Source organism: Mycolicibacterium sp. HS_4_1 (genome assembly GCF_054515875.1).
Genome location: NZ_CM137261.1, coordinates 5,222,762 through 5,247,530 on the forward strand (window position 1 = coordinate 5,222,762; position 24,769 = coordinate 5,247,530).

The following is a 24,769-nucleotide window of genomic DNA, read 5'->3' on the forward strand; positions in this document are numbered from 1 at the left end:
GTAAACAATGCTGGTCGGACCCCCGAATACGGTCGGATTCGCCGTTCGCCGCACAGCACCTGGGCGTACGCTGAAACTTTCCTTGACGAAAGCGTGACGCCATGACGATCCACCCGATCTGCCGACGGCTCCTCGTCGCCGGCGGCTTCACCATCACGACGCTCGCCGCACCCGCCCTACTCGCCCTCGGCAGCCCCGCGTCCACCGCACTACTCGGAGACACCAGCTGCCCTCCCGGAATGACGGAAAACCCCGTCAGCGGTTCATGTTTCGGGAGCAGTGGCGACCAGGGCCCCGCACCGGTTGACGCCGCACCGAACCAGCTCGGCCAAATCGACGGCATTCCCTGCACCGGCCGCAATACCGGCGAATGCATCGGCCTCTCGGAGGAGCAGGTACCCGGAATGCACCCGCACTCATCACTGAATTCCAGCCCGTAACAACAGTCGCCTAAGGTTGTGTAATGCCTGCAAAAACTGATGCCGCCGATATCGGCGACGTGGAGCCCCTGGCCGACAGCACCGCCCGTCAGGCCCGCCGGGTAGTCGCTGCGTACGCAAACGATGCCGACGAATGTCGCATGTTCCTGTCCATGCTGGGTATCGGGCCCACGAAGCTCGACGCGTGACGGCCCGCGGAGGCAACGACGCTTCTGCGGCGTCCACCGCGAGCCCCAAGACCGCCACGGGCGGCACGTCCGCCACGAACCCCGTCGGTAACTCCGACTTCGTCGTGGTCGCCAACCGGCTGCCCGTCGACATGGAGCGCCTTCCCGACGGTTCCATCACCTGGAAACGCAGCCCAGGCGGCCTTGTCACCGCACTGGAACCGCTGCTGCGTAAGCAGCGCGGCGCGTGGATCGGCTGGGCCGGCGTCGCCGACAGCGACGAAGAGCCAGTCGCCCAGGACGACCTGACGCTGTGCCCGGTCAAGATGTCGGCCGACGAGATCGCCGACTACTACGAGGGCTTCTCCAACGCAACCCTCTGGCCGCTGTACCACGACGTCATCGTCAAACCCACCTACCACCGCCACTGGTGGGACAGCTACGTCGCGGTGAATCAGCGCTTCGCCGAGGCCACGGCCCGTACCGCGGCCAAGGGCGCGACCGTCTGGGTGCAGGACTACCAGCTGCAGCTGGTGCCGAAAATGCTCCGTGAGCTGCGTCCCGATCTCACCATCGGATTCTTCCTGCACATCCCGTTCCCGCCCGTCGAGCTGTTCATGCAGATGCCGTGGCGCACCGAGATCATCGAGGGGCTGCTGGGCGCCGACCTGGTCGGCTTCCACCTGCCCGGCGGCGCACAGAACTTCCTGGTGCTCGCCCGCCGGCTGCTCAACGCCAACACGTCCCGGCACACCATCGGCGTGCGGTCCCGCCTCGGCGAGGTGACGTACGGCAACCGCACCGTCAAGGTCGGCGCCTTCCCCATCTCGATCGACTCAGCCGCATTGGACGCCCAGGCCCGCAGTCGCACCATCCGGCAGCGGGCCCGCCAGATCCGCGATGAGCTGGGCAACCCGCGCAAGATCATGCTGGGCGTGGACCGGCTGGACTACACCAAGGGCATCGACGTGCGGCTGCGCGCGTTCTCCGAGCTGCTCGCCGAGGGCCGCGCGAACCGGCACGACACCGTGCTGATTCAGCTCGCCACACCGAGCCGTGAGCGGGTGAACAGCTACAAGGTCATGCGCGAGGACATCGAGCGCCAGGTCGGGCACATCAACGGCGAGTACAGCGAAGTCGGCCACGCGGTGGTGCACTACATGCACCGGGCGATCGGCCGGGAAGAGCTCATCGCCTTCTTCGTCGCCGCCGACGTCATGTTGGTGACGCCGTTACGCGACGGCATGAACCTGGTCGCCAAGGAGTACGTAGCCTGCCGCAGCGACCTCGGCGGCGCACTCGTGCTCAGCGAATTCACCGGCGCCGCAGAGGAATTGCGGCAGGCGTACCTCACCAACCCGCACCATCTGGACGGGGTCAAGGATGCGATCGCCGACGCCCTGACCCAGTCCCCCGAAGAGGGGCGACGCCGCATGCGCGCGCTGCGCCGCCAGGTGCTGGCTCACGACGTCGACCGCTGGGCCCGGGCGTTCCTCGACGCCCTGGCGCACACCCGCCACTGACGCCACAACCGGACGAACGATTCAGGCCCCGGAGCTTCCGCTCTGGGGCCTGAATCATGTTGGGGTGCCTGAAGATCGGCGCGTCAGAAGATCGGCGTCATCTCGTCGATCAACCACTTGCCATCGATCTTGCGGTAGTCGACCTTCAGCCGACTGCCCTCATAGTTGGGTTGCTTGCGCTCATCGGTGATGACCCGGTTGACGAACGCCAGCACCGAGCCGGAGTCACGGTGCGACGAGATCATCCCCGCGCCAACCACATTCACCTGGCTGATCAGCTTGCGCTTCACGGCGTCGTTGAAGATGTTGTTCTTCGCCGTCAGTTCCTCATAACGCTTGCGGAACGCGGGCGTCATCAACGTCAGCGCCTGCGTGGTGCTGCGCTGCACGCTGCTGTACTCGTAGCCGAGAATCTGTGGGATCTGGGACTTGGCCAGGTCCGGCAGTTCCTCCGCCGTCGCCTGCTCGCCCGCGAGCTGCACGTGCTTCCAGTACTCCGAGCCACCGAGCGCGCCGAGCGCCACCACGGCGACCGCCAACAGTGCGCCGAGCGCTGCCAGCAATCGGTTCATCAGTTGCCCCCGTCCGGGTACTTGATGTCGTACGCGCTCATGTGACCGCTGTCGTCCTCCCGGATGAACACCCGCTGCCGGTACGGCGTCGACGGCTGGTTCACCCCGTTCATGTCGGCCAGGGTCACACGGACCGTCACCAGCACCTTCGCGATGTTCGAGGTGTTGTCGACGCTCTCCAGCGCCGCCGCGGTGATGACCGCTTCCGAGTTGGCCTGCGTCTGCTTGAACAGGTACTTCAGGTTCTCGGCGTTGTTGCTCTGGTTCATCATGTCGCGCAGCGGGCCAGGGCCGATGCCGCCCAGGAAGCGGTTCACGCTCTCGTCGACCGTGTTCTGCGTGTAACTGAACATGTTGACCACGGTCTGTTTGGCGGTGTCCACGAACCGCTGATCGCGGTCCTGCGTCGCCTCGATCTGCCCATTGCCGTGCCAGAGGAACCACGTACCGCCGGCCAGCGCCGCCACCAGCACGGCGACGACCGCCAGGCCGATGGCCGCGACCAGGGACCGGTGCGGCTGCCGCCGCGGGGCCTGGATCGCCGGCCGTACCGACTTGGCGGTTCCCGACGGTGGTGCCGTTTTGCTCGCGGTCGACGGAATCGCCACGTCGAGCAGCGTTGAAGCCTCTGCGGAACCGGCGCTGCCGGCGGGCCGTGAAGCCCGCCGACGCACGCGGCTCACCGGCGGCTCCGACGTTTCGTCCGTCGCAGCCGGTTGGTCACTCATCAAACCTGCCTTGGATCCTTCATGAGGTCGACCCAGGACTCGCCTGAGTCACCATTGTTCGAGCCGGCGTTGAACACTCCTGTACCACCGGCAGGGTCGGCGAAGACCCCGCTGTTCGCATCGTACGTCGTGCTCTGCGGTCCCTTGGGTCCGCTCGCCTGCGGCTGCCCGTCGGGGCCCGGCGCCGGCGGGTTGTTGATCGCGTACGGCGGAGTCACCTGATCCGGCGGCGCGAAGAACGGCCAGGGCAGCGGCTGCGGACCCCGGTCGCTCGGCGGGTACGGCAGCGGGAACGGCGCGTTGGGTGCGGGTCCCGGCCCGGCGGGCACCCCCGGCGGCAACTGCACCGACGGCGGGCCCGGGTCGTAGTCGGCACCGGGCGGAATCATGGGGAACATGTTCGGCGGGGTGATGTTCCGCGGGTCGTTGACCGGGGTGTCGTACGGCACTGGCGGACCGCGCCACGGGTTGCTGCCGATCGGCACGTAACCGCGGGGGTCACGGCACAGCTGAACCGTGGGGGCGCGCTTGCCCGGGTACTCCATGCAGGGGTAGTTGCGGGCACCGCGGACGGTGCTCGGGTCGCTCTGCGCGGTCTTGCAGTACAGGTCCGTCGGCAGATCGCGCACGGTGGTGTCAGCAGGGGTGCGGATCTCCGGAGCCGGGATGAAGCCCGTCACGCATGGCGGCTGGCCGAGGCTGATCTTGAAGTCCAGCTTCGCGCCTTCGTCGATGGGCAACCCACCGGCGTCGGTCAGCAGTGCCGCGATCAGCGCCGGGAAGATCACCAGCGCCTGCTCGATCGACTTGTGGTAGATGACGCCGATCCGGCCGAAGCTGGCCAGGTTGGCTGCCAGCATCGGGAACGTCGGGCGGATGCCGTCGAAGGTCTCGTTGACGGTCTGGACAGCGCCCGGGACGGTCTTGAGCACCGAACGGATCTGCGGGTCGGCATGGGCGGCCTCACCGGTCAGCGTCGCGAGACTGCTCGCCATGGTCTTGATGTCGGCACCGGCACGAATCTGTGCCCTCAACAGCGGGCCGGCCTGGTCGATCAGCTTGTCGATCTCGTTGGTGTTGGCGTTGGCCTCGTCCACCAGCAGCCGCGACGACTGGATCATGCGCGCCAGTTCCGGGCCGGATCCGTTGAACGCCTTGAAGGACTCGCGGAGCAGGTCCTGCAAGCGTGTGTTGCTGATGCTGCTGACCAGGGACTGGGCCTGGTTGAGCAGGTCCACGATGTCCTGGCCGACCGCAGTCCGGTCGACACCGATGGTGGCGCCGTTCTTCAGCACGTTCTTCGAGGGGCTGGCCGGCGGCACCAGGTCGATGTACTGCTCACCGATCGCGGACACGCTCTTGACCGTGGCCGTGACGTTGTCCGGCACCGGGGTATCGGAGTTCAGCCGCATCTGGGCCGTCACGCCATTGTCGTTCAGACCGACGTTCATCACCCGACCGATCGTCACGCCGCGGTAGGTGACGTTGGCGTTCTGGTAGATACCGCCGCCGACGACGAACTTGGCGTCCACCTTGTAGACCCCCAGGCCGACCGCCGCCGGCAGGTGCAGGTAGGACGTCGTGATCAGGGCAAGGCAGATGATGGTGACGACACCGAAGATCGCCAGCTGGAACCGCGCAAGACGGGTCAACAACATTACGGCTTCACCCCTCCATGTTGCGTCGCTGTGCCTGCTGGAATCTTGAACGGATCGGCAGCCTGTCCGGACAGGTTCGCCAGCGCGCCCAACAGGAAGTCCGGCGGGTTGACCACTTCGTCCAGGTGCCTCATGTTCGGGTCGAAAGCGCCAGAGGTGGGGAAGACGGTCTCACCCAGGCGGCGCAGCGTCAGATCGAACGTCACATACACGTTCAGGTAGTCACCGCGCACCGCGTTCTTGAAGTACTTGTTGGAGAACGGGAACGTCGCCATCAGATCCTGGTCGTGGATGAAGTCGTCGGCGTTGTCGTTGAGCGCTTTGATCACCGGGAAAAGGTCCTTGAAGTCGGCCGCGAAGTCATCCTTGGTTGCGGCCATGACCTTGGCACCGACGACCGCGAGCTTCCGCAGCGCGGTGAACGCATCCACGATGTTCTTGCGGTTGTCATTGAGGACCTTGATCGCCCCCGGCAGGGTGTCGAGCGTGCGACCCAGGCCGTCCTTGCTCTTGGCCAGGATCGAGGAGAAGCGGTTCAGTCCGTCCATGGCCCCGATGATGTCGGTGGTCTGCTTGTCCAGGGACTGGGTGAGCTCGGCCAGTCGCGGGATGAAGTCGACGAACTGCCCGGCCCGGCCCGCGACGGCGGCATAGGCCTCATCGGTGATGTCCTGCAGCGCACCGAGATTGCCCTTGTTCACGACCAGGCCCAGCGACGACAGCACCTCTTCGGTGGTCGGGTACCGGCCGGTGTGCGCCAGTGGAATCTCCGAGCCCTGCTTGAGCCGGCCCTGCGGAGCCTCCCCGACCGGTTCCGACAGCTGCACGTGCTGCGAACCCAGCAGCGACGTCTGGGCGACCTTCGCCCTGGCGTTGGCCGGCAGCTTCACATCGCCGTTGATCGACAGCTTCACCGCGGCATAGAACGTGCCGTCGGGGCGCTGGACCGCGTCCAGGCCCGAAACGCTGCCGACGGTGACGTCGTTGACCATCACCGGTGAGTTCTGCGGCAACGTCGCGACGTCGGGCAGCTGCACCGTGACCGTGTAGGAACCGGCGCCGTGGCCCTGGGTACCGGGCATGTCCAGCGAGTTCAGGCCACCGAACTGACAACCGGCGAGCACCGCGGCACTCGATCCGAGGGCCAGGGCCTTCACAACCGCCTTCATCAGTTGCCACCTCCAGCTTCGGCGGGCAGCGGTGCACCCACGGGCGCGGCGGGCGCCGGGGCAGGTCCAGGCAGCGGGCCCGAACCGTTCAGTGGCGTCGGGCCGGGTCCCACCGGCGGCGTGGCCGGCGAAATCTGGCCCGGGATGGCGGGCGGCGGCAGGATCAGGTCGCTGAGCGATCCGTCCGGCTGGACCTTCGGCGGGATGACGCCAGGTGCGGCATTCCACTGCAAGTACGGCACCGGAGTCTGAGCCTTGGCCTCGGTCTGCGGGGTGTCGTAGATGATCTGGCCCTTGTATGCCGTGATGCTGTTGATCGGGTGGAACAGCACCGGCGGGTAGTTCATGGCGATACGGCGCAGCACCGGGCCCATGCGCTGACGGCAGATTTCCGCGCGCTTGTAGTTGTCCGGGGTGGCGCCGACGTCGAAGTTACCGCCGCACAGGAACTGCACCGGGTTGGAGAAGTTCGGCAGCGACAACAGACCGTCCAGCGAGCCCTGCGCCGGGTTGTAGATGTTGTAGAAGTTCGCCAGACCGTTCGGCGTCACGTGCAGGACCTGCTCGATGTTGTCGCTGTTGTCCGCCAGCACCTTGGTGAATTCGGCCAGCTTGCCGACCTGATCGATCAGGGCCGTGTTGTTGTCTTTCAGCAGGCCCTTGACGTCGACCAGGGCCTGGTTCAGGGCGCCGAGGGTCTGGTCCAATCCTGCCGAACTCTCGGCCAGCACCTGCGACACAGAAGCCACGTGGTCGGTGAACTGCACGATCTGCTCGTTGCTGTTCGACAGCGCGTTGACCAGGATTTGCAGGTTCTTGATGGTGCCGAACAGGTCGCCACGCGAATCACCAAGGCGCCCAGCGGTTTGCGACAGTTCACGCAAGGCACTACGGAACGAGTCGCCCTTACCGTCCAAGGTGTCGGCGGCTTGGTTGATGAACGCACCGAGCGGGCCCTGCGGCGCGCCGTCCTGCGGACCGAGCTGCGCGCTGAGCTGGGTCAGCTGCTTCTTCACGTCGTCCCACTCGACCGGGACGCCGGTCCGGCTCAGCGGCACCTCCGCGCCGCCCGCCAGCGCGGCGCCACCGCTGTAGGCCGGGGTGAACTGCACGAACCGGGCTGCCACCAGGTTCGGCGAGATGATGATCGCCCGCGCATCGGCCGGGATCTTCACGCCATCCTTCACGGTCATGGAGACCTTGACCGAATTGGGCTGCGGCTCAACCGCATCGATGGTGCCGACCGGCACACCGAGCACCCGCACATCGTCGCCGGCGTACAGGCCGACAGCGTTGGTGAAGTAGGCGACCACCTTGTGGCCACCACGCGACGGCCACAGCAGGTAGGCGCCGCCGGCGACGAGCGCCACCAGCGCAACCACGAGCGCGACGATCACGCCGCGCGACTTCAGGTTCTTCATCATGGCGACTTCGGCCTCACGACGATCCGTTCAGAGATGTAGCCCTTCAGCATGTCGCCGAGGCTGGCCGGCAGCTTGCCCGGCTGGAAGTACGTGTCGAGCAGGACTTCCGACATCGTGGCCGGCGGCAGGCCGTACAGGTTGATGTTGAAGCCCGGGCCGTTACCGACCACCTCACCGAGCGCGGTGGCGTAACCCGGCAGCCGCTTGAGCGCCTCGCTGATGTGCTCCTTGCGCTTCAGCAATTCGTCCAGCACCAGGTTCAGCTGTTTGAGGGCCGGACCGAACTCCCGCTTGTTGTCCGCCACAAACCCTGAAAGCTGTTGCGAGACACCGCGAATACCGGAAATCAGCGTACCCAGCGACTGACGCCGCTCGTCCAGCGCGGCGAACAGCTGATTGCCGTCGATGACCAACTTGTTCACCTGGTCGGCGCGCTGCGCCAGGGTGTCGGACACCTTCTTCGCGTGCCCGAGTAGCTGTTCGAGCGCCTGGTCGCGCTTGTTCAGGCTGCGAGACAGGGCCGCCACACCGTCGAGCGCGCCACGCAGCTGCGGCGTCGCATCGTGCAGCGTGTCGGTCAGCACCTTGAGGGCCTGCTCCATCTGCGGCTTGTCCAGCTCACTGGTGTTCTGGCCCAAATCCTGCAGCGCGGTGTTGATGGTGTACGGAGTCGTGGTGCGGCCCAACGGGATAACCGTGGCTTCCTTCGTGCCCTTCGGGGTGACCCAGAGAGACTTCTGCCCCAGCACCGTGTCGGTCTTGATCGATGCCAGCGACTGGTCGCCCACCACGATCTGACGGTCGACGGTGAAGTTCACCTTCGCCGAGGTCCCGGCGAGCTCCACGTCCCCGACCTTGCCGACCTTGATGCCCGCGACGCGGACGTCACTGCCCGGGGTGATGCCACCGGCGTCGCCGAAGTACGCGGAGTAGTTCTTGCCCTGCGGCCAGAACGGCAGGCCGGCGTACCCGAACGAGATCAGCACCAGGCACACCACGATGAACACACCGAGAATGCCGGTGCGGAGTGGATCTTTTTCCGGCTTAGCCACTTTCGGAGCACCTGCCCTTCGACGGATCCGCGGGACCACCGAACGGCACGATCAGATCGCTACCCGCGGGGCCACTCATCTTGATCTTCACCGAGCAGTAGTAGATGTTGAAGAACGCGCCGTAGGCACCGAGGGCGTTGAGTCGCAGGTAGTCCTCCGCGAGGTTCTCGATGACCGGGTTGACGTCAGCCCGGCGCTCGTACATGCGCTGCGCGAACGGGCGGGCGTTCTCGATGACGCCCTGCACCGGGCGCCGCGACTTCTGCAGCATGTCGGTCAGGTCGTTCTCGGCCGAAGCCAGCGGGCCGATGGCACCGGCGATCGGGTCACGCCCCTCGGCCAGGCCGGTGATGAGCTGCTGCAGCTGGTCGATGCTGGTGTTGAACTGGGCGCCCTTGGAGTCGACCGTGCCGAGCACCGTGTTGAGGTTGGTGATCGTGTCGCCGATCAGCTGGTCGCGGTCGGCCAGCGTCTGGCTGAACGAACCGGTGTTGGACAGCAGGTCGTTCAACGCGCCGCCCTGCCCCTGCAGGGCCTCGATCATGGCGGCGGTGATCTCGTTGACCTTCTTGCCGTCCAGGCCCTTCACGACCGGGCGCAGACCGCCGAGCAGCGCGTCGAGGTCGAGCGCGGGCTGGGTGTTGGCGAGGGCAACGGTGCCGCCGGCGGGCAGCTTGCGCAGCTCGCCGGGACCGGAGGTGATCTCCATGTACCGGTCGCCGACCAGGTTCTGGTAGCGGATGACGGCGCGGCTCGAGGTGTACAGCTGGTAGCGCTCGTTCAGCGTGAACTTGACGTCGACGGTGTTGTCGCTCTTGAGCTTCACGCTCTTCACCGAACCGACCTGGACACCGGCAATGCGGACATCCTCGCCGGCCTTGAGCCGGGACGCGTCGGTGAAGTTGGCGTGATAGGTGTTCGACGAGGCGAATCGGAACTGGCCGAACACCACGACCAGGCCGGCGGCGACCAGCAACATCACGACGGTGAACACCGTGACGTTTATCATTTCGCGCCTGTGTCTCATGGGCGACCCCACTCACTCGCGGACATCAGTAGCGGTCCCTCTCTGCGTAGGCACCGGAGAACAGGAACTGCAGCGTCGAGGGCGCGTCGAACTGCAACTCGGTGTTCGGCTGGAACGGGATGTAGGCGTTGTCGGTCACCAGGAATGGCGTGTGGTACCAGGAACCACCGAACTGCTTGGACGGGACGTCCGGAAGGCCACGGCAGTTCGGGCCACCCGAGGCGTTCACCATCGGGAGGCTCTCGGGGTAGGTGTAGTTGGGCGCACCCGGGAAGAAGTTCGAGGAGACGAACAAGCCCGGCTTGACGCCACCGAACACCGGGCCGAAGCGGTCCACGGCCTTCGACAAGCCCTGGATGAGGCATGGGAATTCCGGTGAGTAGTCACCCAGGACCTTCAGCGGGGCCCGCAGCCGCTGGATGGCGGCGATGTAGTCGTCGGCGGCCGGGGAGATGGTCGCGTAGGCGTTGTTGGCGAACCCGGTGGACGCGAGCAGCGCGGCGTTCAGGTCGTCCTTCTCGTCGATCAGCGTCTTGCTGACAGTCGGCGCGTTGTCCAAGACCTTCGCCAGGTCGGGCCCGGCGTCGCCGTAAATGCCGGCGACCGTCGAGGTGTCCTTGAGGTCCTGCTGCAGCGTCGGCAGCTTGGGGTTGAAGTACTCCAGGTACTTGCTCAGCCCGGCCACCGCGGCACCGGCGTCGTCGCCGTGGCCCCGTAGGCCCTCACCGAGCGCGGTCACCGTGGCGTTCAGGCTGACCGGATCGATCTTGTCGAGCAGGTCGGTCAGCGTCTGGAAGACGGTGTTCATCTCCAGCTGGACGTCCTTGGCCTGCACCTGGGCCCCGGGACGCAGTGATTCCTTCGACGGGTGCTCCGGCGGCAGGAATTCGACCGACTTGGCGCCGAACACCGTCGTGCTGCCGAGCCGGACCCGGGCGTTGGACGGGATGTAGCGCATCTGGTCGCTCAGGACCGCCAGCTTCAGCTTCGCCTGGTCACCGGCGTAGTCGATCTGCTCGACCTTGCCGACCTGGATGCCGCGATACTTGACCTTGGCATCAGGATCCATGACCAGACCGGCGCGGGGCGCCAGGACCGAGACGGTGTCGGTGGGCGTGAACGCCGCGGTGTACGACAAATAGGTGAACACCACCGCGGCCAGAATGACGCTGATCAGCACCGCTGCCGCGATTCTCACGTGGCTGCGTTTAGGACCACCGGAAGACATCGTCGCGCACCCCCTTATCCGGAGAGGTTGAAGTTGCCGGACGCGCCGTACACGGCCAGGGAGATGAGCAGGACGATGGTGACGACCACGATCAGCGAGGTCCGCACGGCCTGACCGACGGCGATACCCACGCCGACGGGTCCGCCACTGGCGTTGTAGCCGTAATAGGTGTGCACCAGCATGACCGCGACGGACATGACGATGGCCTGCAGGAATGACCACAAGAGGTCAGTGGGCACCATGAAAGTGCTGAAGTAGTGGTCGTACAGACCGGCCGACTGGCCGTTGATGTAGACGGTGGTGGCCCGCGCCGCGAAGAACGATGCCAGGACGGCCAGGGCGTACAGCGGGATGACGGCGATCAGGCCCGCGATGATGCGGGTGGATACCAGATACGACACCGAGTGCACCGCCATCGATTCGACGGCGTCGATCTCCTCGGCCACGCGCATGGCACCCAACTGGGCGGTACAACCGGCGCCGATGGTGGCGGCCAGTGCGATACCCGCGATGATCGGCGCGACGATGCGCACGTTGAGGAAGGCCGACAGGAAGCCCGTCAGCGCCTCGATACCGATGTTGCCCAGCGAGGAGTAGCCCTGCACGGCGATGACGCCGCCGGAGGCCAGCGTCATGAACGCCGCGACACCGACGGTGCCGCCGATCATCACCAGCGCGCCGGTACCCATGGTCATCTCGGCGATGAGCCGGATGGTCTCGCGGCGGTAGCGGGTCAGCGCGTTGGGGATGTACCGGAAGGACTCCCCGTAGAACAGCGCCTGCTCACCGATGCCGTCGAAGACGGCTGGCACTGCCCTGAACATTCGTTTGAAGCGGAGCGTTGCGTCGTAACTCATGGCCGAATCACCTCACCAGTACTCGGACGCCGATGGCGGTCATGATCACGTTGATGACGAACAAGCAGATGAAGGCGTAGACCACGGTCTCGTTCACCGCGATGCCGACGCCCTTGGGGCCGCCCTTGACGGTGAGTCCGCGGTAGCAGCCCACCATGCCGGCGAGCAGACCGAACAGCACGGCCTTGATCTCGGCGAGCATCAGCTCACCGAGGCCGGTCAGCACCGTCAGGCCGTTGATGAACGAACCCGGGTTGACGCCCTGCAGGAAGACCGAGAAGACGTAGCCGCCCGAGATGCCGATGGCACACACCAGGTTGTTCAGCAGCACCGCGACGAAGGTCGACGCGAGGACGCGGGGCACCACCAGCCGCTGGATCGGATCGATGCCGAGCACGCGCATGGCGTCGATCTCTTCGCGGATGGTGCGGGCGCCGAGGTCAGCGCAGATTGCGGTGGCACCGGCGCCGGCGACCACCAGCACGGTGACGACGGGGCCCAGCTGGGTGACCGTGCCGAACGCGGTGCCTGCGCCGGAGAGGTCGGCGGCACCGATCTCACGCAGCAGGATGTTCAGCGTGAAGGCCACCAAGACGGTGAACGGAATGGCGACGAGCAGGGTCGGCACGAGCGATACGCGGGCGATCATCCAGGTCTGTTCGAAGAACTCCCGGAACTGAAAAGGCCGACGCCACATCTTTGTGAAGGTGTCGAGGGCCATCTCGAAGAACCCGCCGACGGCCCGGGCCGGAGCCGCAAGCTGTTCGATCAACCTTCGACTCCATTCTCGGTCCGGGTCGAGCAGTCACGGCGAAGAGTGGGGTTTCCCTCTTCCGCAGCGGCCTGCTCACCACGTAGTAACGCATGGCTCTTGTGAGCCGGCTCATAGTAGCTAGAACATGTTCGCAGTGGCAAAAGAACAGCAAAATCACTGGAAAACGACATATAATCGCAGCTCAGAGTAAATTTTGACGTTACCGTCATTGCAACAGGTTCTAGTTCCGACGCGGCGCTTTCTGCGCCGCGTCGGCACGAGATCCGGGACGTTCAGTCCCTCGACTCCATCAAGGCAGTCGCAGAGAAATTCCGCTCCGGATCGCGGTCAGCAAAATATCCGCGCAGCGTGGAACTCAGTTGGGTCATGTCCCACTCAGCGGACGGCGCTGTGAAGTGACTCTCCACGGTGGGCGCTGCTACCAGGGTCACAGTCGGACCATAAACGATGAAAAGCTGCCCATTGACGTTTTCCGACGCCGGCGCGGAAAGGAAGCGCACCAATTTCACCACGTGTTCGGGCGACAGCGGGTCGACCTCACCCTCACCAGGAGCCGCACCGAACACATCGGCCGTCATCGCGGTGCGGGCCCGCGGGGCGATGGCGTTCGCGCGCACGCCGTAGCGCTCCAGACCGCGGGCCGCGGTCAGGGTCAGTGCGGTGATACCGGCCTTGGCGGCACCATAGTTCGCCTGTCCCACCGGACCGGCCAGTCCGGCCTCGGAGGAGGTGTTGACGATCCGGCCGTACACCGTGCCGTCGGCCGACTCCTTCGCTTTGGCGCGCCAGTAGGTCGCGGCGTTGCGGGTCAGCAGGAAGTGGCCGCGCAGGTGCACCGCGATGACCGCGTCCCAGTCCTCGTCGGTCATGTTGAACAGCATCTTGTCGCGAGTGATACCCGCGTTGTTGACCACGATGCTCAGCCCACCGAGCTTGTCGGCGGTCTCGACGAGTTCGTCGGCGGTGCTGCGGGCACTGATATCCCCCGCCACCGCGATGCCCTTCGAGCCGGCGGCCTCGATCTCGGCGAGTACGTCCGACTTGTCGAGCGCGCCGGCCATGTCGTTGACCACGACGATGGCGCCGGCCTGCGCCAGGCCGATGGCCTCGGCACGGCCGAGGCCCGCGGCGGCGCCGGTGACCACGGCCACCTTGCCGGAAAGATCAGTCGAGTCGATCGCTTCTGTCATCTTGCTCCTCGCGTGCGCGACATCAATTTATGAATACCTCTAGTCTTTCCGGATGAGGGCGGCACGGGGGCATTCGGCGATGGCCTGCTCAGCGAGCGCTTCCTGGTCAGCGGGCACCGGATCGGCCTTGACTACCGCATAGTCGTTGTCGTCCAGATCGAAAAGGTCCGGCGCAATTCCCACGCAAACCGCGTTTCCTTCACAGCGGTCGTGATCGACTTCAACCCGCATGACACCCTCCTGACAGCCCGGATTTCGACAGTGAGGCCAACATAACGACCCCGCCATGGCGATGCCAGTGTGGCACGCTCTGGACCCCAAGACTAGAACGTGTTACAAGTTTGAGTAGGCATGGGTCGCTGAAGGCGGCCCGAGCACATGACCGAAATATCCCAATCGCCACTGGTAAGGATGACTTCGATGCGGATCGGCTACACCCCCGAGCAGGAGGAGTTGCGGCGCGAACTGCGCTCGTACTTCACCAAACTCATGACCCCCGAGCGCGCGGAGGCATTGGCGTCCAACGACGGCGAGATGGGTCGCGGCAATGTCTACCGCGAGACCGTCGAACAGATGGGCAAGGACGGCTGGCTGACGCTGAGCTGGCCGAAGGAGTACGGCGGCCAGGCCCGGCCCCCGATGGATGGCCTGATCTTCAACGACGAAGCCGCCATCGCCAACGTCCCCGTGCCGTTCCTGACCATCAACTCGGTGGCGCCGACCATCATGCACTTCGGCACCGAGGAGCAGAAGAAGTTCTTCCTGCCCAAGATCGCCGCGGGCCAGCTGCACTTCTCCATCGGCTACTCCGAGCCCGGCGCCGGCACCGACCTGGCCTCGCTGCGCACCACCGCGGTCCGCGACGGCGACGACTACGTCATCAACGGCCAGAAGATGTGGACGTCGCTGATCGCCTACGCCGACTACGTCTGGCTGGCGGCCCGCACCAACCCCGAGGCCAAGAAGCACCGCGGCATCTCGATGCTGATCGTGCCCACCACCGCGGAGGGCTTCTCCTGGACCCCGGTGCACACCATGTCCGGCGTCGACACCAGCGCCACCTACTACCAGGACGTCCGCGTCCCGACCTCCAGCCTGGTCGGCGAGGAGCACGGCGGCTGGAAGCTGGTCACCAACCAGCTCAACCACGAGCGCGTCGCACTGGTCTCGGCGCAGCCGATCTACGTTGCGCTGGACGGGGTCCGGGAATGGGCCCAGAACACCAAGGACCACCACGGCAAGCGGCTGATCGACTCCGAGTGGGTGCAGCTGAACCTGGCCCGGGTGCATGCGAAGGCCGAAGTGCTGAAGCTGATCAACTGGGAGCTGGCCTCGGCCACCGATTCCGCCCCCTCCCCCGCCGACGCGTCGGCGGCCAAGGTGTACGGCACCGAACTGGCCACCGAGGCCTACCGGCTGCTCATGGAGGTGCTCGGCACCTCGGCCACCCTGCGCCGGGACACCCCGGGTGCTCTGCTGCGCGGCCGCATCGAACGCTGGCACCGGTCGTGCCTGATCCTGACCTTCGGCGGCGGCACCAACGAGATTCAGCGCGACATCATCGGCATGGTCGCGCTCGGCCTGCCCCGAGTGAATCGCTAAGAGAGAGCGGCGAGAAATGGACTTCAAGACAACCGAAGCATCTGACGACCTCGGCAGCCTGGTCCGGTCCATCACCGAATCGGTGGTGACCCCGGAGCGCCAGAAGGAGCTGGACAAGCTCGATGAGCGGTTCGACCGTGAGCTGTGGGCCAAGCTGATCGACTCCGACATCCTGTCCACCACCGCACCCGAGTCGGTGGGCGGCGGCGGTTTCGGCGCGCTGGAGCAGTCGGCCGTGCTGGTCGCCCTGGGCCGTCAGCTCTCGGCCGTGCCGTACCTCGAGTCGACCATCCTGGGCGCCGGCGCCATCGCCGAATTCGGTTCCGCTGAACTGCAATCCGAGTGGGCCGCCCCGGCGGTGGCCGGCAGCAAGATCGTCGTGCCCGCGCTGGACGGCGAGATGGGCCAGGGTCCCGTGCAGGCCACCGGCTCTGATGAATCGGGGTACACGCTGACCGGCACCCGCACCCAGGTCGCCTACGGTCCTGTCGCCGACGCCTTCCTGGTCCCGGCCGAAACCGATTCCGGTGTCAAGGTTTTCCTGGTCACTGCGGCCGATCCCGGCGTCACCGTCACGTCACTGGACACCACCGGCCACGGCAGCGTCGCGCACCTGGACCTGCAGGGCGCGGCCATTCCCGGTTCTCGTGTCGTGGGTGACGCGACGGTGCTCGAGTGGCTGCAGCTGCACAACATCTTGGGCCGCAGCGCATTCCAGCTCGGCGTGGTGGAACGCGCGCTGGAGCTCACCGCGCTGTACGCCCGCGAGCGCGAGCAGTTCGACCGCCCGATCGGCAGCTTCCAGGCCGTGTCGTCCCGCTTGGCCGATGGCTACATCGACGTCAAGGCGCTGCGCCTGACGCTGACCCAGGCCTCCTGGCGGGTGTCCGAGGGGTTGCCCGCCGAGGTGGACGTCAACACCGCGGCGTTCTGGGCCGCCGAGGCCGGACACCGGGTGGCGCACACCGCGGTGCACGTGCACGGTGGTGTCGGCATCGACATGGATCACCCGGTGCACCGGTACTTCCTGGCGGCCAAGCAGACCGAGTTCGCGATCGGCAGTGCCACCGGGCAGCTGCTGCGCATCGGGCGCGAGTTGGCCGAAACACCTGTCTGATTCATGTCTGCGACAGGGGAAGTTTAATCCGATCGATGTCCGCTCGCCCGACCGTCAGCGACCTGCTGCGCCCGCTCGTCGACGTCACCGACCGCGGGTTGTACGACTGCGCTACGGCGCCAGACGGTGCCTCGCAAGACGATGATGGCGGCCCGGCTGATCTGATCAGCTGGGCCGACCACATCGCCGCCGGGGCCCAGCTGGCCGCGGCGTTGAAGGCTCGACTGGATCCGGCCAAACCGCCGCATATCGGTGTGCTGCTGAGCAATACGACGTTCTTCTCGTCGCTGCTGGTGGCCGCCGCGTTGGCGGGCCTGGTACCCGTAGGCCTGAACCCCACGCGCCGCGGTGCCGCGCTGGTCGGCGATGCCGAGCGGTCCGACTGCCAGTTGGTACTGGCCGACAACCCAGAGCTGGTCCCGGCGGGTCTCGACGCCGCGGGTATCGATGTCATCGATGTCGAATCTGCTTCATGGGCAACCGAACTCGCAGGATTCGCCGGCGCGCCGGTGCAGTTCGCCGACGTCGGCCCCGACGACCTGTTCATGCTGATCTTCACCTCGGGCACCAGCGGTGACCCGAAGGCCGTCCGGGTCACCCATGACAAGGTGGCGTTCCCGGGCCGGATGCTGGCCGACCGGTTCGGCCTCGGCCGCGACGACACGTTCTATCTGTCCATGCCGCTGTTCCACTCCAATGCGGTGATGGCCGGCTGGGCGGTGGCGCTGGCGGCCCAGGGGTCGGTCGCGTTGCGCCGCAAGTTCTCCGCGTCCGGGTTCCTCCGGGACGTACGCCGCTACGGCGCCACCTATGCCAACTACGTCGGCAAGCCGCTGTCGTACATCCTGGCCACTCCGGCGCAACCGGACGACACCGACAATCCGCTGAAATTCATGTACGGCAACGAGGGTGCCCCGCGTGACCTGGACCGGTTCGCACAGCGTTTCGGCGTCATCGTCGTCGACGGCTTCGGTTCCACCGAAGGCGGCGTCGCGGTCGCCCGCACCCCGGACACCCCGCCCGGCGCACTGGGCCCGCTGACCGACGAGGTGGCCATCGTCGATGTGGAGACGGGACTGCCGTGCCCGCCCGGTGTTGTCGGCGAACTGGTGAACCCCACCGGCCGCGGCTGGTTCCGCGGCTACTACAACAACGAGGCCGCCGAGGCCGAGCGCATGGCCGGCGGCATTTATCACACCGGCGACCTGGCCTACCGGGACGACGCAGGGTTCATCTATTTCGCTGGGCGCCTTGGTGATTGGATGCGGGTCGACGGCGAGAACCTCGGCACCGCGCCCATCGAGCAGGTGCTGCTGCGGCACCCCGACGTGGTCGAGGCGGCCGTGTACGCGATTCCCGATCCCGCCGTCGGCGATCAGGTGATGTCGGCGCTCGTCCTGCTCGACCACGCGGAATTCTCCGCGGACGACTTCAGCGCCTTCCTGGCCGCCCAGGAGGATCTGGGCCCCAAGCAGTGGCCCCGCTTCGTCCGCGTCGCCACGACCCTGCCGCGCACCGAGACCTTCAAGGTCATCAAACGACAGCTGTCGGCCGAGGGTACCGACTGCGCCGACCCGGTTTTCGCGATCGCCCGCTAGTCGTGGACCGGGATGGCCTCGACGAGCGACATCGGCCCGGCCGTCGAGACCACCCGGGTCTGCCGAAAACCGGCGCGCGTCAACAGGTCCGCGTATTCCGAACCGGTACGTTCCTGGCCGCCGGCAGCCACCAGCATCTCCAGGTCGAGGAGCATGCCGGGGTGGTGCGGCGTGCCTTCCGGCAGCACCATCTCGATGAGGGCCACGGTCCCGGCCGGGTCGATCGCTTTGCGGATGTTCCGCAGGATCACCAGCGCGCTGTCCTCATCCCAGTCGTGGATGATCGTCTTGAGCAGGTAGGCATCCCCACCCTCGGGCACCGCGTCGAAGAACGAGCCACCGGTAACCGTGATCCGGTCGGCCACCCCGGCCGCGTCCAGCAGCGGACCGGCTCCGGCGACGACGGACGGCAGGTCGAACAGCACGCCACGGGCTTCAGTGGCCTGCTGCAGCACCGCGGCCAGCAGCGCCCCGTGACCGCCACCGACGTCGACGATCGTGCGGAAACGACCGAAATCGTAGGCGGGTACCAGGGTTTCGATCGCCATGGCGGATACCGCAGTCATGGCGTTGTTGAACACCTCCGCCAGGTCACGATCGGTCTCCAGGTATTCGAAGATGGGCATGCCGCGGAGCATCTCCGCGGAGGTCCTGCCGGTCTGCACCGAGTAGAGCAGCCGGCCCCAGTGCTCCCAGTGCTTCGGGTCGCCGACGAACTGCAGCATGGGCGCCATGGAACCCGGCGCATCGGACCGCAACGCCTCCCCGAGCCGGGTCAGCGCGAACCGGCCGTCGCGCTCCTGCTTGAGCAGCGAGTTACTGGCCAACGCCCGCATCAACCGGAAAGTGGCGCCAGGATCGGAGTCCACGCGGCGCGCGACGTCGTCGGCCGTTGTCGGACCACCGGCGAGGGCATCGAAGATGCCGAGTTTGGACGCCGCGTACATGGCCTGGGTGAGCCAGCTGCCCTGCACCATCTCGAACACGGTCAGGTTGGCCGGCGCCACGGCTTGGCGCAGCTGACTCAAGCCGCCGCGAACCCGGCCGATGCCGTCGAGAAGCCAGCCGGGCGGTGGTTTTTGCGCAATTGCCACGGAGCACACAGTAACGCCACAGCTAATCCCCGCGCCAGACCTGATCGGCGCCGCCCGGGTCCGGCTCACAGGAACACCGCGAGCTCCGTCGATTAGTCTCGGCCGTATGAGAACGTCCGCGATCACCGGCCTCGTCGCGGCAGCGACCGCACTGTCTGTGGTGCTGGCCGCGTGCGACTCCGGCAAAGACGCGAGCGCGTCGATCGACAACGCGACCAGCGCCGCGGCGACTGCGGCGGCCACCGGTCCGGATGCGGCCAGCGACAAGGCAACTGACGGCCCCAACCCGACGATCGCCAGCTACATCAAGGACCACAAGATCACCGAGCTGCAGGTGCACCGCACCGACACCGGCGAACCGAAGGTCGAGCTGCCGAAGCCGGACGGCTGGAAGTCCACCGGTGACGACAATCCGCCGTGGGCGTACGACTCGATCATCTACAACGGCACCGTCGATCCGAAGGACTACGCACCCAGCGTGGTCGCGCTGCTGTCGAAGCTGACCGGTGACGTCGACGCCAAGGCGCTGATGGCCACCGCACCCGGAGAGATTCAGAACCTTCCGGGCTTCACGCCGTCGGGTCCCGGTACGGAAACCACGGTGCGCAACTATCCCGCCTACCGGATCGCCGGCACCTGGGTGTCCGACGGCAAGGCCAAGTTCGTCGCCCAGCAGACGGTGATCTTCCCGTCGAACGGTGCCACCTATGTGCTGCAACTGAATTCGGATGGCTCGGTGGACCAGACGCCGATCATCCAGGCGGCCACCGATACGGTGGCCAAGCAGGTCACTATCACCCCGTAAACGAATGATCCCGTGTCCCCTGCCTTTTCGGGCACCGGGAACACGGGATCATCGACAGGACGTCAGTTGTCGCGAATGGCGTCCAGACGTTTGGTGGCGGCCTCGAACTCGGCGACCAGCTCGGCGATGATCACCTCGACCGGGCGGATCTCGTTCATCCGGCCGACGATCTGACCGACCGGCATGGCGACCGCGGTCGGATCACCGGACTCGTTCATTCGCTGATGCGCCTCGCTGACCAGGATGTTCTGCAATGGCATCGGCAGCGGATCGGGCGCACCCTCGGCGTCCCAGGCGTCGGTCCAGCGGCTCTTGAGCAGCCGGGCCGGCTTGCCGGTATAAATCTTGCGGCGGACGGTGTCGGCCGAGGTCGCGTTCAGCATCGCCTGCTGCACAACGGAAACGCCCGACTCCAAGCGCACACCCAGGTCGTATTCGGCCGAGGTCAGGAACGCCGAACCCATCCAGACGCCCTGCGCGCCCAGCGCCAGCGCGGCGGCCAGCTGCCGTCCGGTGCCGATACCCCCGGCCGCCAGTACCGGCGCCGAACCGCCAAGCGCGTCAACGATTTCCGGCCACAAAACGATGGAACCGATCTCCCCGGTGTGGCCTCCGGCCTCGTGGCCCTGGGCGACGACGATGTCGACGCCGTTCTCCACGTGCCGTGCCGCGTGCTTGGCCGAGCCGGCCAGGGCCGCGACCGGGACACCGGCGGCGTGCGCCTGATCGATGACGTCCTTCGGCGGTGAACCGAGCGCGTTGGCGATCAGCTTGATCGGGTGCTTGAGTGCCACCTCGACGTGGCTGCGGGCCACCGAGTGCAGCCAGCCCAGCACGCCCTCGTTCTTCTCTTCGTCCGCCGGCAACGGCGCCACCCCGAGATCGGCGAGGGTCTTCTCGACGAAGTCCTTGTGCCCCTGCGGGATCAGCTTGTTGATGTCCACGCTGGTGCCCTCGGTGGGGACCTTGGCCGGCATCACGATGTCGACGCCATAGGGCTTGCCATCGGTGTTGGCGTCCATCCACTGCAGGACGTTCTCGAGGTCGTCGGCGTCGTTGAACCGGACGCAACCCAGCACCCCCATGCCCCCGGCGCGGGTCACCGCCGCAGCCACCTTCTCGGACGGCGTGAAGACGAAGATCGGGTATTCGATCCCGAAGCGTTCGCAGAGTTCGGTTTTCATTCTCTCGTCCCTAACTAGGCTTGTGCGCCTGCGTGTTTCGCGTGCACCTCATCGGCAGGACGCGCCTCGGTCTGCTCCTTGGCCCAGCGGTAGTCGGGCTTGCCGGCCGGGGACCGCTTGACCTCGTCGACCAGCCATAGGCTGCGCGGCACCTTGTAGCCGGCGATCTCGCTGCGCACGAACGCATCCAGGTCGGCCAGTGACGGTTTGCTGCCCTCACGCGGGTGCACGACGGCCGCGACATGCTGACCGAAGCGCGGGTCCGGGACACCGACGACCAACGCGTCGAACACGTCCGGATGTCCCTTGAGCGCGGCCTCGACCTCTTCGGGGTAGATCTTCTCGCCACCGGAGTTGATCGACACCGAGCCGCGGCCCAGCATGGTCACGCTGCCGTCGGCCTCGACCTCGGCGTAGTCGCCCGGGATCGCGTACCGAACCCCGTTGTAGGTGCGGAAGGTCTCGGCGGTCTTCTTCTCGTCCTTGAAGTAACCCACCGGGATGTGGCCGCACTTGGCGATGATGCCGCGCACGCCCGAACCGGGAACCACCTCGTTGCCGTCCTCGTCGAGGACCTTGGTGTTCTTGTCGATGGACACGCGCGGGCCACCGGTGTGCGACTGGCCCTTCGCCACGATGCTGGTGCCACCGAAACCGGTTTCGGACGAGCCGATCGAGTCGGTGATGATCCGGTTGGGCAGCAGCTCGAGGAATTTCTCCTTGAGGCTGGTCGAGAACAGTGCAGCGGTGCTGGCGAGCAGGAACAGCGACGACAAGTCGTACTCGTTGCCGGCTTCCTGGTGCGCCAGCAGAGCGTCCAGCAACGGCCGGGCCATCGCGTCACCGGTGAAGAACAGCAGATTCACCTTGTGCTCGTGGATCATTCGCCACGCCGCGTCGGCGTCGAACTCCGGCATCAGCACGACGGTGTGGCCGGTGAACAGGGCCATCCAGGTGGCCGACTGCGTCGCGCCGTGGATCATCGGCGGGATGGGGAGCCGGATCATCGGCGGGTTGGCGGCGGCCTGCTTGGACAGGTCGTACTCATCGGCGACCGGCTCGCCGGTGGCGAAGTCGGTGCCGCCGAACAGGACTCGGTAGATGTCCTCGTGCCGCCACATGACGCCCTTGGGGAATCCGGTGGTGCCGCCGGTGTACAGCAGGTAGATGTCGTCTTCACTACGCGGACCGAAGTCGCGCTCGGGCGAGCTGTCGGCGATGGCGGAGTAGAACTCGACGCCGCCGTATCGCTGGAAGTCGTTGTCCGACCCGTCCTCCACGACCAGGATGGTCTTCAGCAGCGGCAGCTCCGGCAGCACGTTGGCGACGCGGTCCGAGTACTGGCGCTCATGGATCAGGGCGACCATGTCCGAGTTCTCGAACAGGTACTTCAGCTCACCCTCGACGTACCTGAAGTTGACGTTGACCAGGATGGCGCCGGCTTTGATGATGCCGAGCATGCCGATCACGATCTCGATGCGGTTGCGGCAGTACAGCCCAACCTTGTCGTCCTTCTTGACGCCCTGGGACTGGAGGTAATGGGCCAGGCGGTTGGCCTTCTCCTCCAACTCGGCGTAGGTCAGCTTTTCGTCGCCACAGATGAGTGCGACACGGTCCGGCACAGCATCGATGGCGTGCTCGGCAAGATCTGCGATGTTCAGAGCCACGTTACATAAACTAGAACGTGTTACATTTTGTGACAAGTCTAACGATCTCGAGACCGGAAGTTGGTACCCGTGAGCGAACCCGAAAAAGGCCCCGACGCCCTCATTGAGCAGCGCGGACACACGCTGATCGTCACTTTGAACCGGCCCGAGGCCCGCAACGCCCTTTCGGGCGAGATGCTCTCGATAATGGTCGAAGCGTGGGACCGCGTCGACAACGATCCCGAGATTCGCACCTGCATCCTCACCGGCGCCGGCGGCTACTTCTGCGCCGGTATGGACCTCAAGGGCGCCACCAAGAAGCCGCCGGGCGACTCGTTCAAGGACGGCAGCTACGACCCGTCGCGCATCGACGGCCTGCTCAAGGGCCGCCGCCTGACCAAGCCGCTGATCGCGGCGGTCGAGGGCCCGGCCATCGCCGGCGGCACCGAGATCCTTCAGGGCACCGACATCCGCATCGCCGGGGAGAGCGCCAAGTTCGGCATCTCCGAGGCCAAGTGGAGCCTCTACCCGATGGGCGGCTCGGCGGTGCGCCTGGTGCGCCAGATTCCTTACACCATCGCGTGCGACATGCTGCTGACCGGGCGGCACATCACCGCCCAGCAGGCGCTGGACTACGGGCTGATCGGCTATGTGGTTCCCGACGGCACGGCGCTGGACAAGGCCCTGGAGATCGCCGAGGTGATCAACAACAACGGCCCGCTGGCGGTGCAGGCCATCCTGAAGACCATCCGCGAGACCGAAGGCATGCACGAGCTCGACGCCTTCAAGCCCGACACGGCCAACGGCATCCCGGTGTTCCTGTCCGAGGACGCCAAGGAGGGCCCGCTGGCGTTCAAGGAGAAGCGCGCGCCGCAGTTCAAGATGCGCTGATGCACATCGCAGTGACGGGTGGCACCGGCTACCTCGGTGCCCACACCGTCCGCGCCTTGCTGGCGGCCGGGCACACCGTCCGGCTACTGGTGGTCCCCGGTGGCAGCGACGACGCCGCGCTCGAGGCGCTGGGCCGGCTGGGGCCGCTCGAGGTCCTGACCGGCGACATTCGTGACGCCGCAACGGTTTCCGAACTGCTGGCCGACTGTGACGCCGCGCTGCACGCGGCCGGCGTCGTCGGCACCGACAGCCGCCGGACCCAGCTGATGTGGGACATCAACGCGTATGCCACCGAGGCCCTGCTGACCCAGGCCGCCGAATTGGGCCTCGACCCGATCGTGTCGGTGTCGTCCTACAGTTCTCTGTTCCCACCGACCGACGGTGTCATCGGACCCGACACTCCGCCGGCGCCCGGCCGCAGCGACTACGCCCGCACCAAGGCCTACGCCGACCACGCGGCGCGGCGGCTGCAGTCCCGGGGCGCGCCCGTCGTCGTCACGTATCCGTCATCGGTGGTCGGGCCGGCCTTCCACACGGCAGTCGGTGTGACGCAACGGGGTTGGGACCCCATCGTGCGGTACCGCGTCGCCCCGCGCCTGCGTGGCGGCATGCAGATGGTCGATGTCGGCGATGTGGCCCGGGTGCACACGGCACTCATGCAGCCCGGTCGCGGACCGAAGCGCTATGTCTGTGGGGGTGTGATGCTGACGTTCGACCAGATGGTCGACGCACTACAGTCCGCACTGGGACGGCCGATCCGCCGGATTCCACTGTCGCCCGGCCTGTTTCGCGGTGTCGGCCGAGTTTCGGATTTCGCCGGACGCTGGCTGCCGCTGGCAGAGGGCCTGAGCTATGAAGCGGCCCTGCTCCTGACAGCCGCGGTACCCACCGATGACAGCACGACCTTGTCCGACCTGAACCTGAGCTGGCGCGACCCCAGAGAGTCGATCGTCGAATCTTTTGCGTGATTTGTGCACGATTTTCCGCGGCCATCGCGGAAAATCGTGCACAAATCACAAAGG

24 protein-coding genes are annotated in these 24,769 nt (G+C 66.3%); 9 read left to right on the top strand and 15 right to left on the bottom strand.

What is annotated here, in order from left to right; all coding sequences use genetic code 11:
* Window positions 1–101 precede the first annotated feature (101 nt).
* The 3 genes from ACX12F_RS25310 to ACX12F_RS25320 all read left to right on the top strand — a co-directional run bounded on the left by ACX12F_RS25310 (window position 102) and on the right by ACX12F_RS25320 (window position 2,130).
* Window positions 102–440: an intersectin-EH binding protein Ibp1 gene (locus ACX12F_RS25310; protein WP_459367016.1), complete on the top strand. Its 339-nt coding sequence runs from the start codon at window positions 102–104 to the stop codon at window positions 438–440.
* 23 nt (window positions 441–463) lie between these two features.
* Window positions 464–628 carry a hypothetical protein gene (locus ACX12F_RS25315; RefSeq protein ID WP_459367017.1) on the top strand — a complete coding sequence of 55 codons (165 nt, stop codon included), beginning with the start codon at window positions 464–466 and terminating at the stop codon, window positions 626–628.
* Between the two features lie 104 nt (window positions 629–732).
* On the top strand, window positions 733–2,130 hold the full coding sequence (locus ACX12F_RS25320; protein ID WP_459370502.1) for an alpha,alpha-trehalose-phosphate synthase (UDP-forming): 1,398 nt from the start codon (window positions 733–735) through the stop codon (window positions 2,128–2,130).
* 83 nt (window positions 2,131–2,213) lie between these two features.
* On the opposite strand, the gene ACX12F_RS25325 is transcribed toward ACX12F_RS25320, so the two are convergent.
* The 12 genes from ACX12F_RS25325 to ACX12F_RS25380 form a co-directional block, all read right to left on the bottom strand.
* On the bottom strand, window positions 2,214–2,702 hold the full coding sequence (locus tag ACX12F_RS25325) for a mammalian cell entry protein (protein ID WP_138250770.1): 489 nt from the start codon (window positions 2,700–2,702) through the stop codon (window positions 2,214–2,216).
* Window positions 2,702–3,430 carry an Rv1363c family protein gene (locus tag ACX12F_RS25330; protein ID WP_459367018.1) on the bottom strand — a complete coding sequence of 243 codons (729 nt, stop codon included), beginning with the start codon at window positions 3,428–3,430 and terminating at the stop codon, window positions 2,702–2,704. The genes ACX12F_RS25325 and ACX12F_RS25330 overlap by 1 nt, the downstream gene beginning before the upstream one ends.
* On the bottom strand, window positions 3,430–5,085 hold the full coding sequence (locus ACX12F_RS25335) for an MCE family protein (protein WP_459370503.1): 1,656 nt from the start codon (window positions 5,083–5,085) through the stop codon (window positions 3,430–3,432). The genes ACX12F_RS25330 and ACX12F_RS25335 overlap by 1 nt, the downstream gene beginning before the upstream one ends.
* Before the next feature lie 2 nt (window positions 5,086–5,087).
* Window positions 5,088–6,257 carry an MCE family protein gene (locus ACX12F_RS25340; RefSeq protein WP_459367019.1) on the bottom strand — a complete coding sequence of 390 codons (1,170 nt, stop codon included), beginning with the start codon at window positions 6,255–6,257 and terminating at the stop codon, window positions 5,088–5,090.
* On the bottom strand, window positions 6,257–7,678 hold the full coding sequence (locus tag ACX12F_RS25345) for an MCE family protein (RefSeq protein WP_459370504.1): 1,422 nt from the start codon (window positions 7,676–7,678) through the stop codon (window positions 6,257–6,259). Before ACX12F_RS25345 ends, ACX12F_RS25340 begins: the two co-directional genes overlap by 1 nt.
* The gene (locus ACX12F_RS25350; protein WP_459367020.1) at window positions 7,678–8,733 is read right to left on the bottom strand and encodes an MCE family protein; all 1,056 of its coding nucleotides are present in this window, start codon (window positions 8,731–8,733) and stop codon (window positions 7,678–7,680) included. The genes ACX12F_RS25345 and ACX12F_RS25350 overlap by 1 nt, the downstream gene beginning before the upstream one ends.
* A complete protein-coding gene (locus ACX12F_RS25355; RefSeq protein ID WP_459367021.1) occupies window positions 8,726–9,742 on the bottom strand; it encodes an MCE family protein in 1,017 nt (338 codons plus the stop codon). Before ACX12F_RS25355 ends, ACX12F_RS25350 begins: the two co-directional genes overlap by 8 nt.
* 43 nt (window positions 9,743–9,785) lie before the next feature.
* Window positions 9,786–10,988 (bottom strand): MCE family protein, encoded by a 1,203-nt coding sequence (locus tag ACX12F_RS25360; protein WP_459367022.1) that lies wholly within the window; start codon window positions 10,986–10,988, stop codon window positions 9,786–9,788.
* A gap of 14 nt (window positions 10,989–11,002) precedes the next feature.
* Window positions 11,003–11,845, bottom strand: a complete 843-nt coding sequence (locus ACX12F_RS25365) for an MlaE family ABC transporter permease (protein ID WP_459367023.1) — start codon at window positions 11,843–11,845, stop codon at window positions 11,003–11,005.
* A gap of 7 nt (window positions 11,846–11,852) precedes the next feature.
* The gene (locus ACX12F_RS25370) at window positions 11,853–12,617 is read right to left on the bottom strand and encodes an MlaE family ABC transporter permease (protein WP_029105067.1); all 765 of its coding nucleotides are present in this window, start codon (window positions 12,615–12,617) and stop codon (window positions 11,853–11,855) included.
* Between the two features lie 275 nt (window positions 12,618–12,892).
* Window positions 12,893–13,810, bottom strand: coding sequence for a 3-oxoacyl-ACP reductase (locus ACX12F_RS25375; protein ID WP_459367024.1), 918 nt, complete (start codon window positions 13,808–13,810; stop codon window positions 12,893–12,895).
* 39 nt (window positions 13,811–13,849) lie between these two features.
* Window positions 13,850–14,041, bottom strand: coding sequence for a ferredoxin (locus tag ACX12F_RS25380; protein ID WP_459367025.1), 192 nt, complete (start codon window positions 14,039–14,041; stop codon window positions 13,850–13,852).
* Between the two features lie 189 nt (window positions 14,042–14,230).
* Between ACX12F_RS25380 and ACX12F_RS25385 the strand changes: the two genes are divergently transcribed.
* Genes ACX12F_RS25385 through fadD17 form a run of 3 tightly spaced genes read left to right on the top strand, consistent with a single transcriptional unit; the run spans window position 14,231 to window position 18,127 of the window.
* Window positions 14,231–15,412 (top strand): acyl-CoA dehydrogenase family protein, encoded by a 1,182-nt coding sequence (locus tag ACX12F_RS25385; protein WP_459367026.1) that lies wholly within the window; start codon window positions 14,231–14,233, stop codon window positions 15,410–15,412.
* Window positions 15,413–15,428: 16 nt separating this feature from the next.
* Window positions 15,429–16,529 carry an acyl-CoA dehydrogenase family protein gene (locus tag ACX12F_RS25390; protein WP_459367027.1) on the top strand — a complete coding sequence of 367 codons (1,101 nt, stop codon included), beginning with the start codon at window positions 15,429–15,431 and terminating at the stop codon, window positions 16,527–16,529.
* 35 nt (window positions 16,530–16,564) lie between these two features.
* Window positions 16,565–18,127: a long-chain-fatty-acid--CoA ligase FadD17 gene (gene fadD17, locus ACX12F_RS25395; protein ID WP_459367028.1), complete on the top strand. Its 1,563-nt coding sequence runs from the start codon at window positions 16,565–16,567 to the stop codon at window positions 18,125–18,127.
* Here fadD17 and ACX12F_RS25400 read toward each other — a convergent pair.
* Window positions 18,124–19,221, bottom strand: coding sequence for a methyltransferase (locus ACX12F_RS25400; RefSeq protein WP_459367029.1), 1,098 nt, complete (start codon window positions 19,219–19,221; stop codon window positions 18,124–18,126). The two genes, fadD17 and ACX12F_RS25400, sit on opposite strands and share 4 nt — an antisense overlap.
* Window positions 19,222–19,327: 106 nt before the next feature.
* On the opposite strand from ACX12F_RS25400, the gene ACX12F_RS25405 reads away from it, so the two are divergent.
* A complete protein-coding gene (locus tag ACX12F_RS25405; protein ID WP_459367030.1) occupies window positions 19,328–20,026 on the top strand; it encodes an LpqN/LpqT family lipoprotein in 699 nt (232 codons plus the stop codon).
* A 62-nt stretch (window positions 20,027–20,088) separates the two neighbouring features.
* Here ACX12F_RS25405 and ACX12F_RS25410 read toward each other — a convergent pair whose 3' ends face one another.
* Entirely contained in the window at window positions 20,089–21,210 is a 1,122-nt protein-coding gene (locus tag ACX12F_RS25410) for an NAD(P)H-dependent flavin oxidoreductase (RefSeq protein ID WP_459367031.1), read from the bottom strand.
* Window positions 21,211–21,224: 14 nt separating this feature from the next.
* A complete protein-coding gene (locus tag ACX12F_RS25415) occupies window positions 21,225–22,877 on the bottom strand; it encodes a medium/long-chain-fatty-acid--CoA/3-oxocholest-4-en-26-oate--CoA ligase (protein WP_459367032.1) in 1,653 nt (550 codons plus the stop codon).
* Between the two features lie 69 nt (window positions 22,878–22,946).
* Between ACX12F_RS25415 and ACX12F_RS25420 the strand changes: the two genes are divergently transcribed.
* Window positions 22,947–23,747 carry a crotonase/enoyl-CoA hydratase family protein gene (locus ACX12F_RS25420; RefSeq protein WP_459367033.1) on the top strand — a complete coding sequence of 267 codons (801 nt, stop codon included), beginning with the start codon at window positions 22,947–22,949 and terminating at the stop codon, window positions 23,745–23,747.
* Window positions 23,747–24,715, top strand: coding sequence for an NAD-dependent epimerase/dehydratase family protein (locus ACX12F_RS25425; RefSeq protein WP_459367034.1), 969 nt, complete (start codon window positions 23,747–23,749; stop codon window positions 24,713–24,715). Before ACX12F_RS25420 ends, ACX12F_RS25425 begins: the two co-directional genes overlap by 1 nt.
* The last annotated feature ends 54 nt before the right edge of the window (window positions 24,716–24,769 follow it).

Excerpts from the sequence above, each read along its gene's own strand:
- ACX12F_RS25310 (WP_459367016.1), top strand. The coding sequence starts at position 102 with ATGACGATCCACCCGATCTGCCGACGGCTCCTCGTCGCCGGCGGCTTC.
- ACX12F_RS25315 (WP_459367017.1), top strand. The coding sequence starts at position 464 with ATGCCTGCAAAAACTGATGCCGCCGATATCGGCGACGTGGAGCCCCTG.
- ACX12F_RS25325 (WP_138250770.1), bottom strand. The coding sequence starts at position 2,702 with ATGAACCGATTGCTGGCAGCGCTCGGCGCACTGTTGGCGGTCGCCGTG.
- ACX12F_RS25330 (WP_459367018.1), bottom strand. The coding sequence starts at position 3,430 with ATGAGTGACCAACCGGCTGCGACGGACGAAACGTCGGAGCCGCCGGTG.
- ACX12F_RS25340 (WP_459367019.1), bottom strand. The coding sequence starts at position 6,257 with ATGAAGGCGGTTGTGAAGGCCCTGGCCCTCGGATCGAGTGCCGCGGTG.
- ACX12F_RS25345 (WP_459370504.1), bottom strand. The coding sequence starts at position 7,678 with ATGAAGAACCTGAAGTCGCGCGGCGTGATCGTCGCGCTCGTGGTTGCG.
- ACX12F_RS25355 (WP_459367021.1), bottom strand. The coding sequence starts at position 9,742 with ATGATAAACGTCACGGTGTTCACCGTCGTGATGTTGCTGGTCGCCGCC.
- ACX12F_RS25360 (WP_459367022.1), bottom strand. The coding sequence starts at position 10,988 with ATGTCTTCCGGTGGTCCTAAACGCAGCCACGTGAGAATCGCGGCAGCG.
- ACX12F_RS25365 (WP_459367023.1), bottom strand. The coding sequence starts at position 11,845 with ATGAGTTACGACGCAACGCTCCGCTTCAAACGAATGTTCAGGGCAGTG.
- ACX12F_RS25375 (WP_459367024.1), bottom strand. The coding sequence starts at position 13,810 with ATGACAGAAGCGATCGACTCGACTGATCTTTCCGGCAAGGTGGCCGTG.
- ACX12F_RS25380 (WP_459367025.1), bottom strand. The coding sequence starts at position 14,041 with ATGCGGGTTGAAGTCGATCACGACCGCTGTGAAGGAAACGCGGTTTGC.
- ACX12F_RS25385 (WP_459367026.1), top strand. The coding sequence starts at position 14,231 with ATGCGGATCGGCTACACCCCCGAGCAGGAGGAGTTGCGGCGCGAACTG.
- ACX12F_RS25390 (WP_459367027.1), top strand. The coding sequence starts at position 15,429 with ATGGACTTCAAGACAACCGAAGCATCTGACGACCTCGGCAGCCTGGTC.
- fadD17 (WP_459367028.1), top strand. The coding sequence starts at position 16,565 with ATGTCCGCTCGCCCGACCGTCAGCGACCTGCTGCGCCCGCTCGTCGAC.
- ACX12F_RS25405 (WP_459367030.1), top strand. The coding sequence starts at position 19,328 with ATGAGAACGTCCGCGATCACCGGCCTCGTCGCGGCAGCGACCGCACTG.
- ACX12F_RS25410 (WP_459367031.1), bottom strand. The coding sequence starts at position 21,210 with ATGAAAACCGAACTCTGCGAACGCTTCGGGATCGAATACCCGATCTTC.
- ACX12F_RS25425 (WP_459367034.1), top strand. The coding sequence starts at position 23,747 with ATGCACATCGCAGTGACGGGTGGCACCGGCTACCTCGGTGCCCACACC.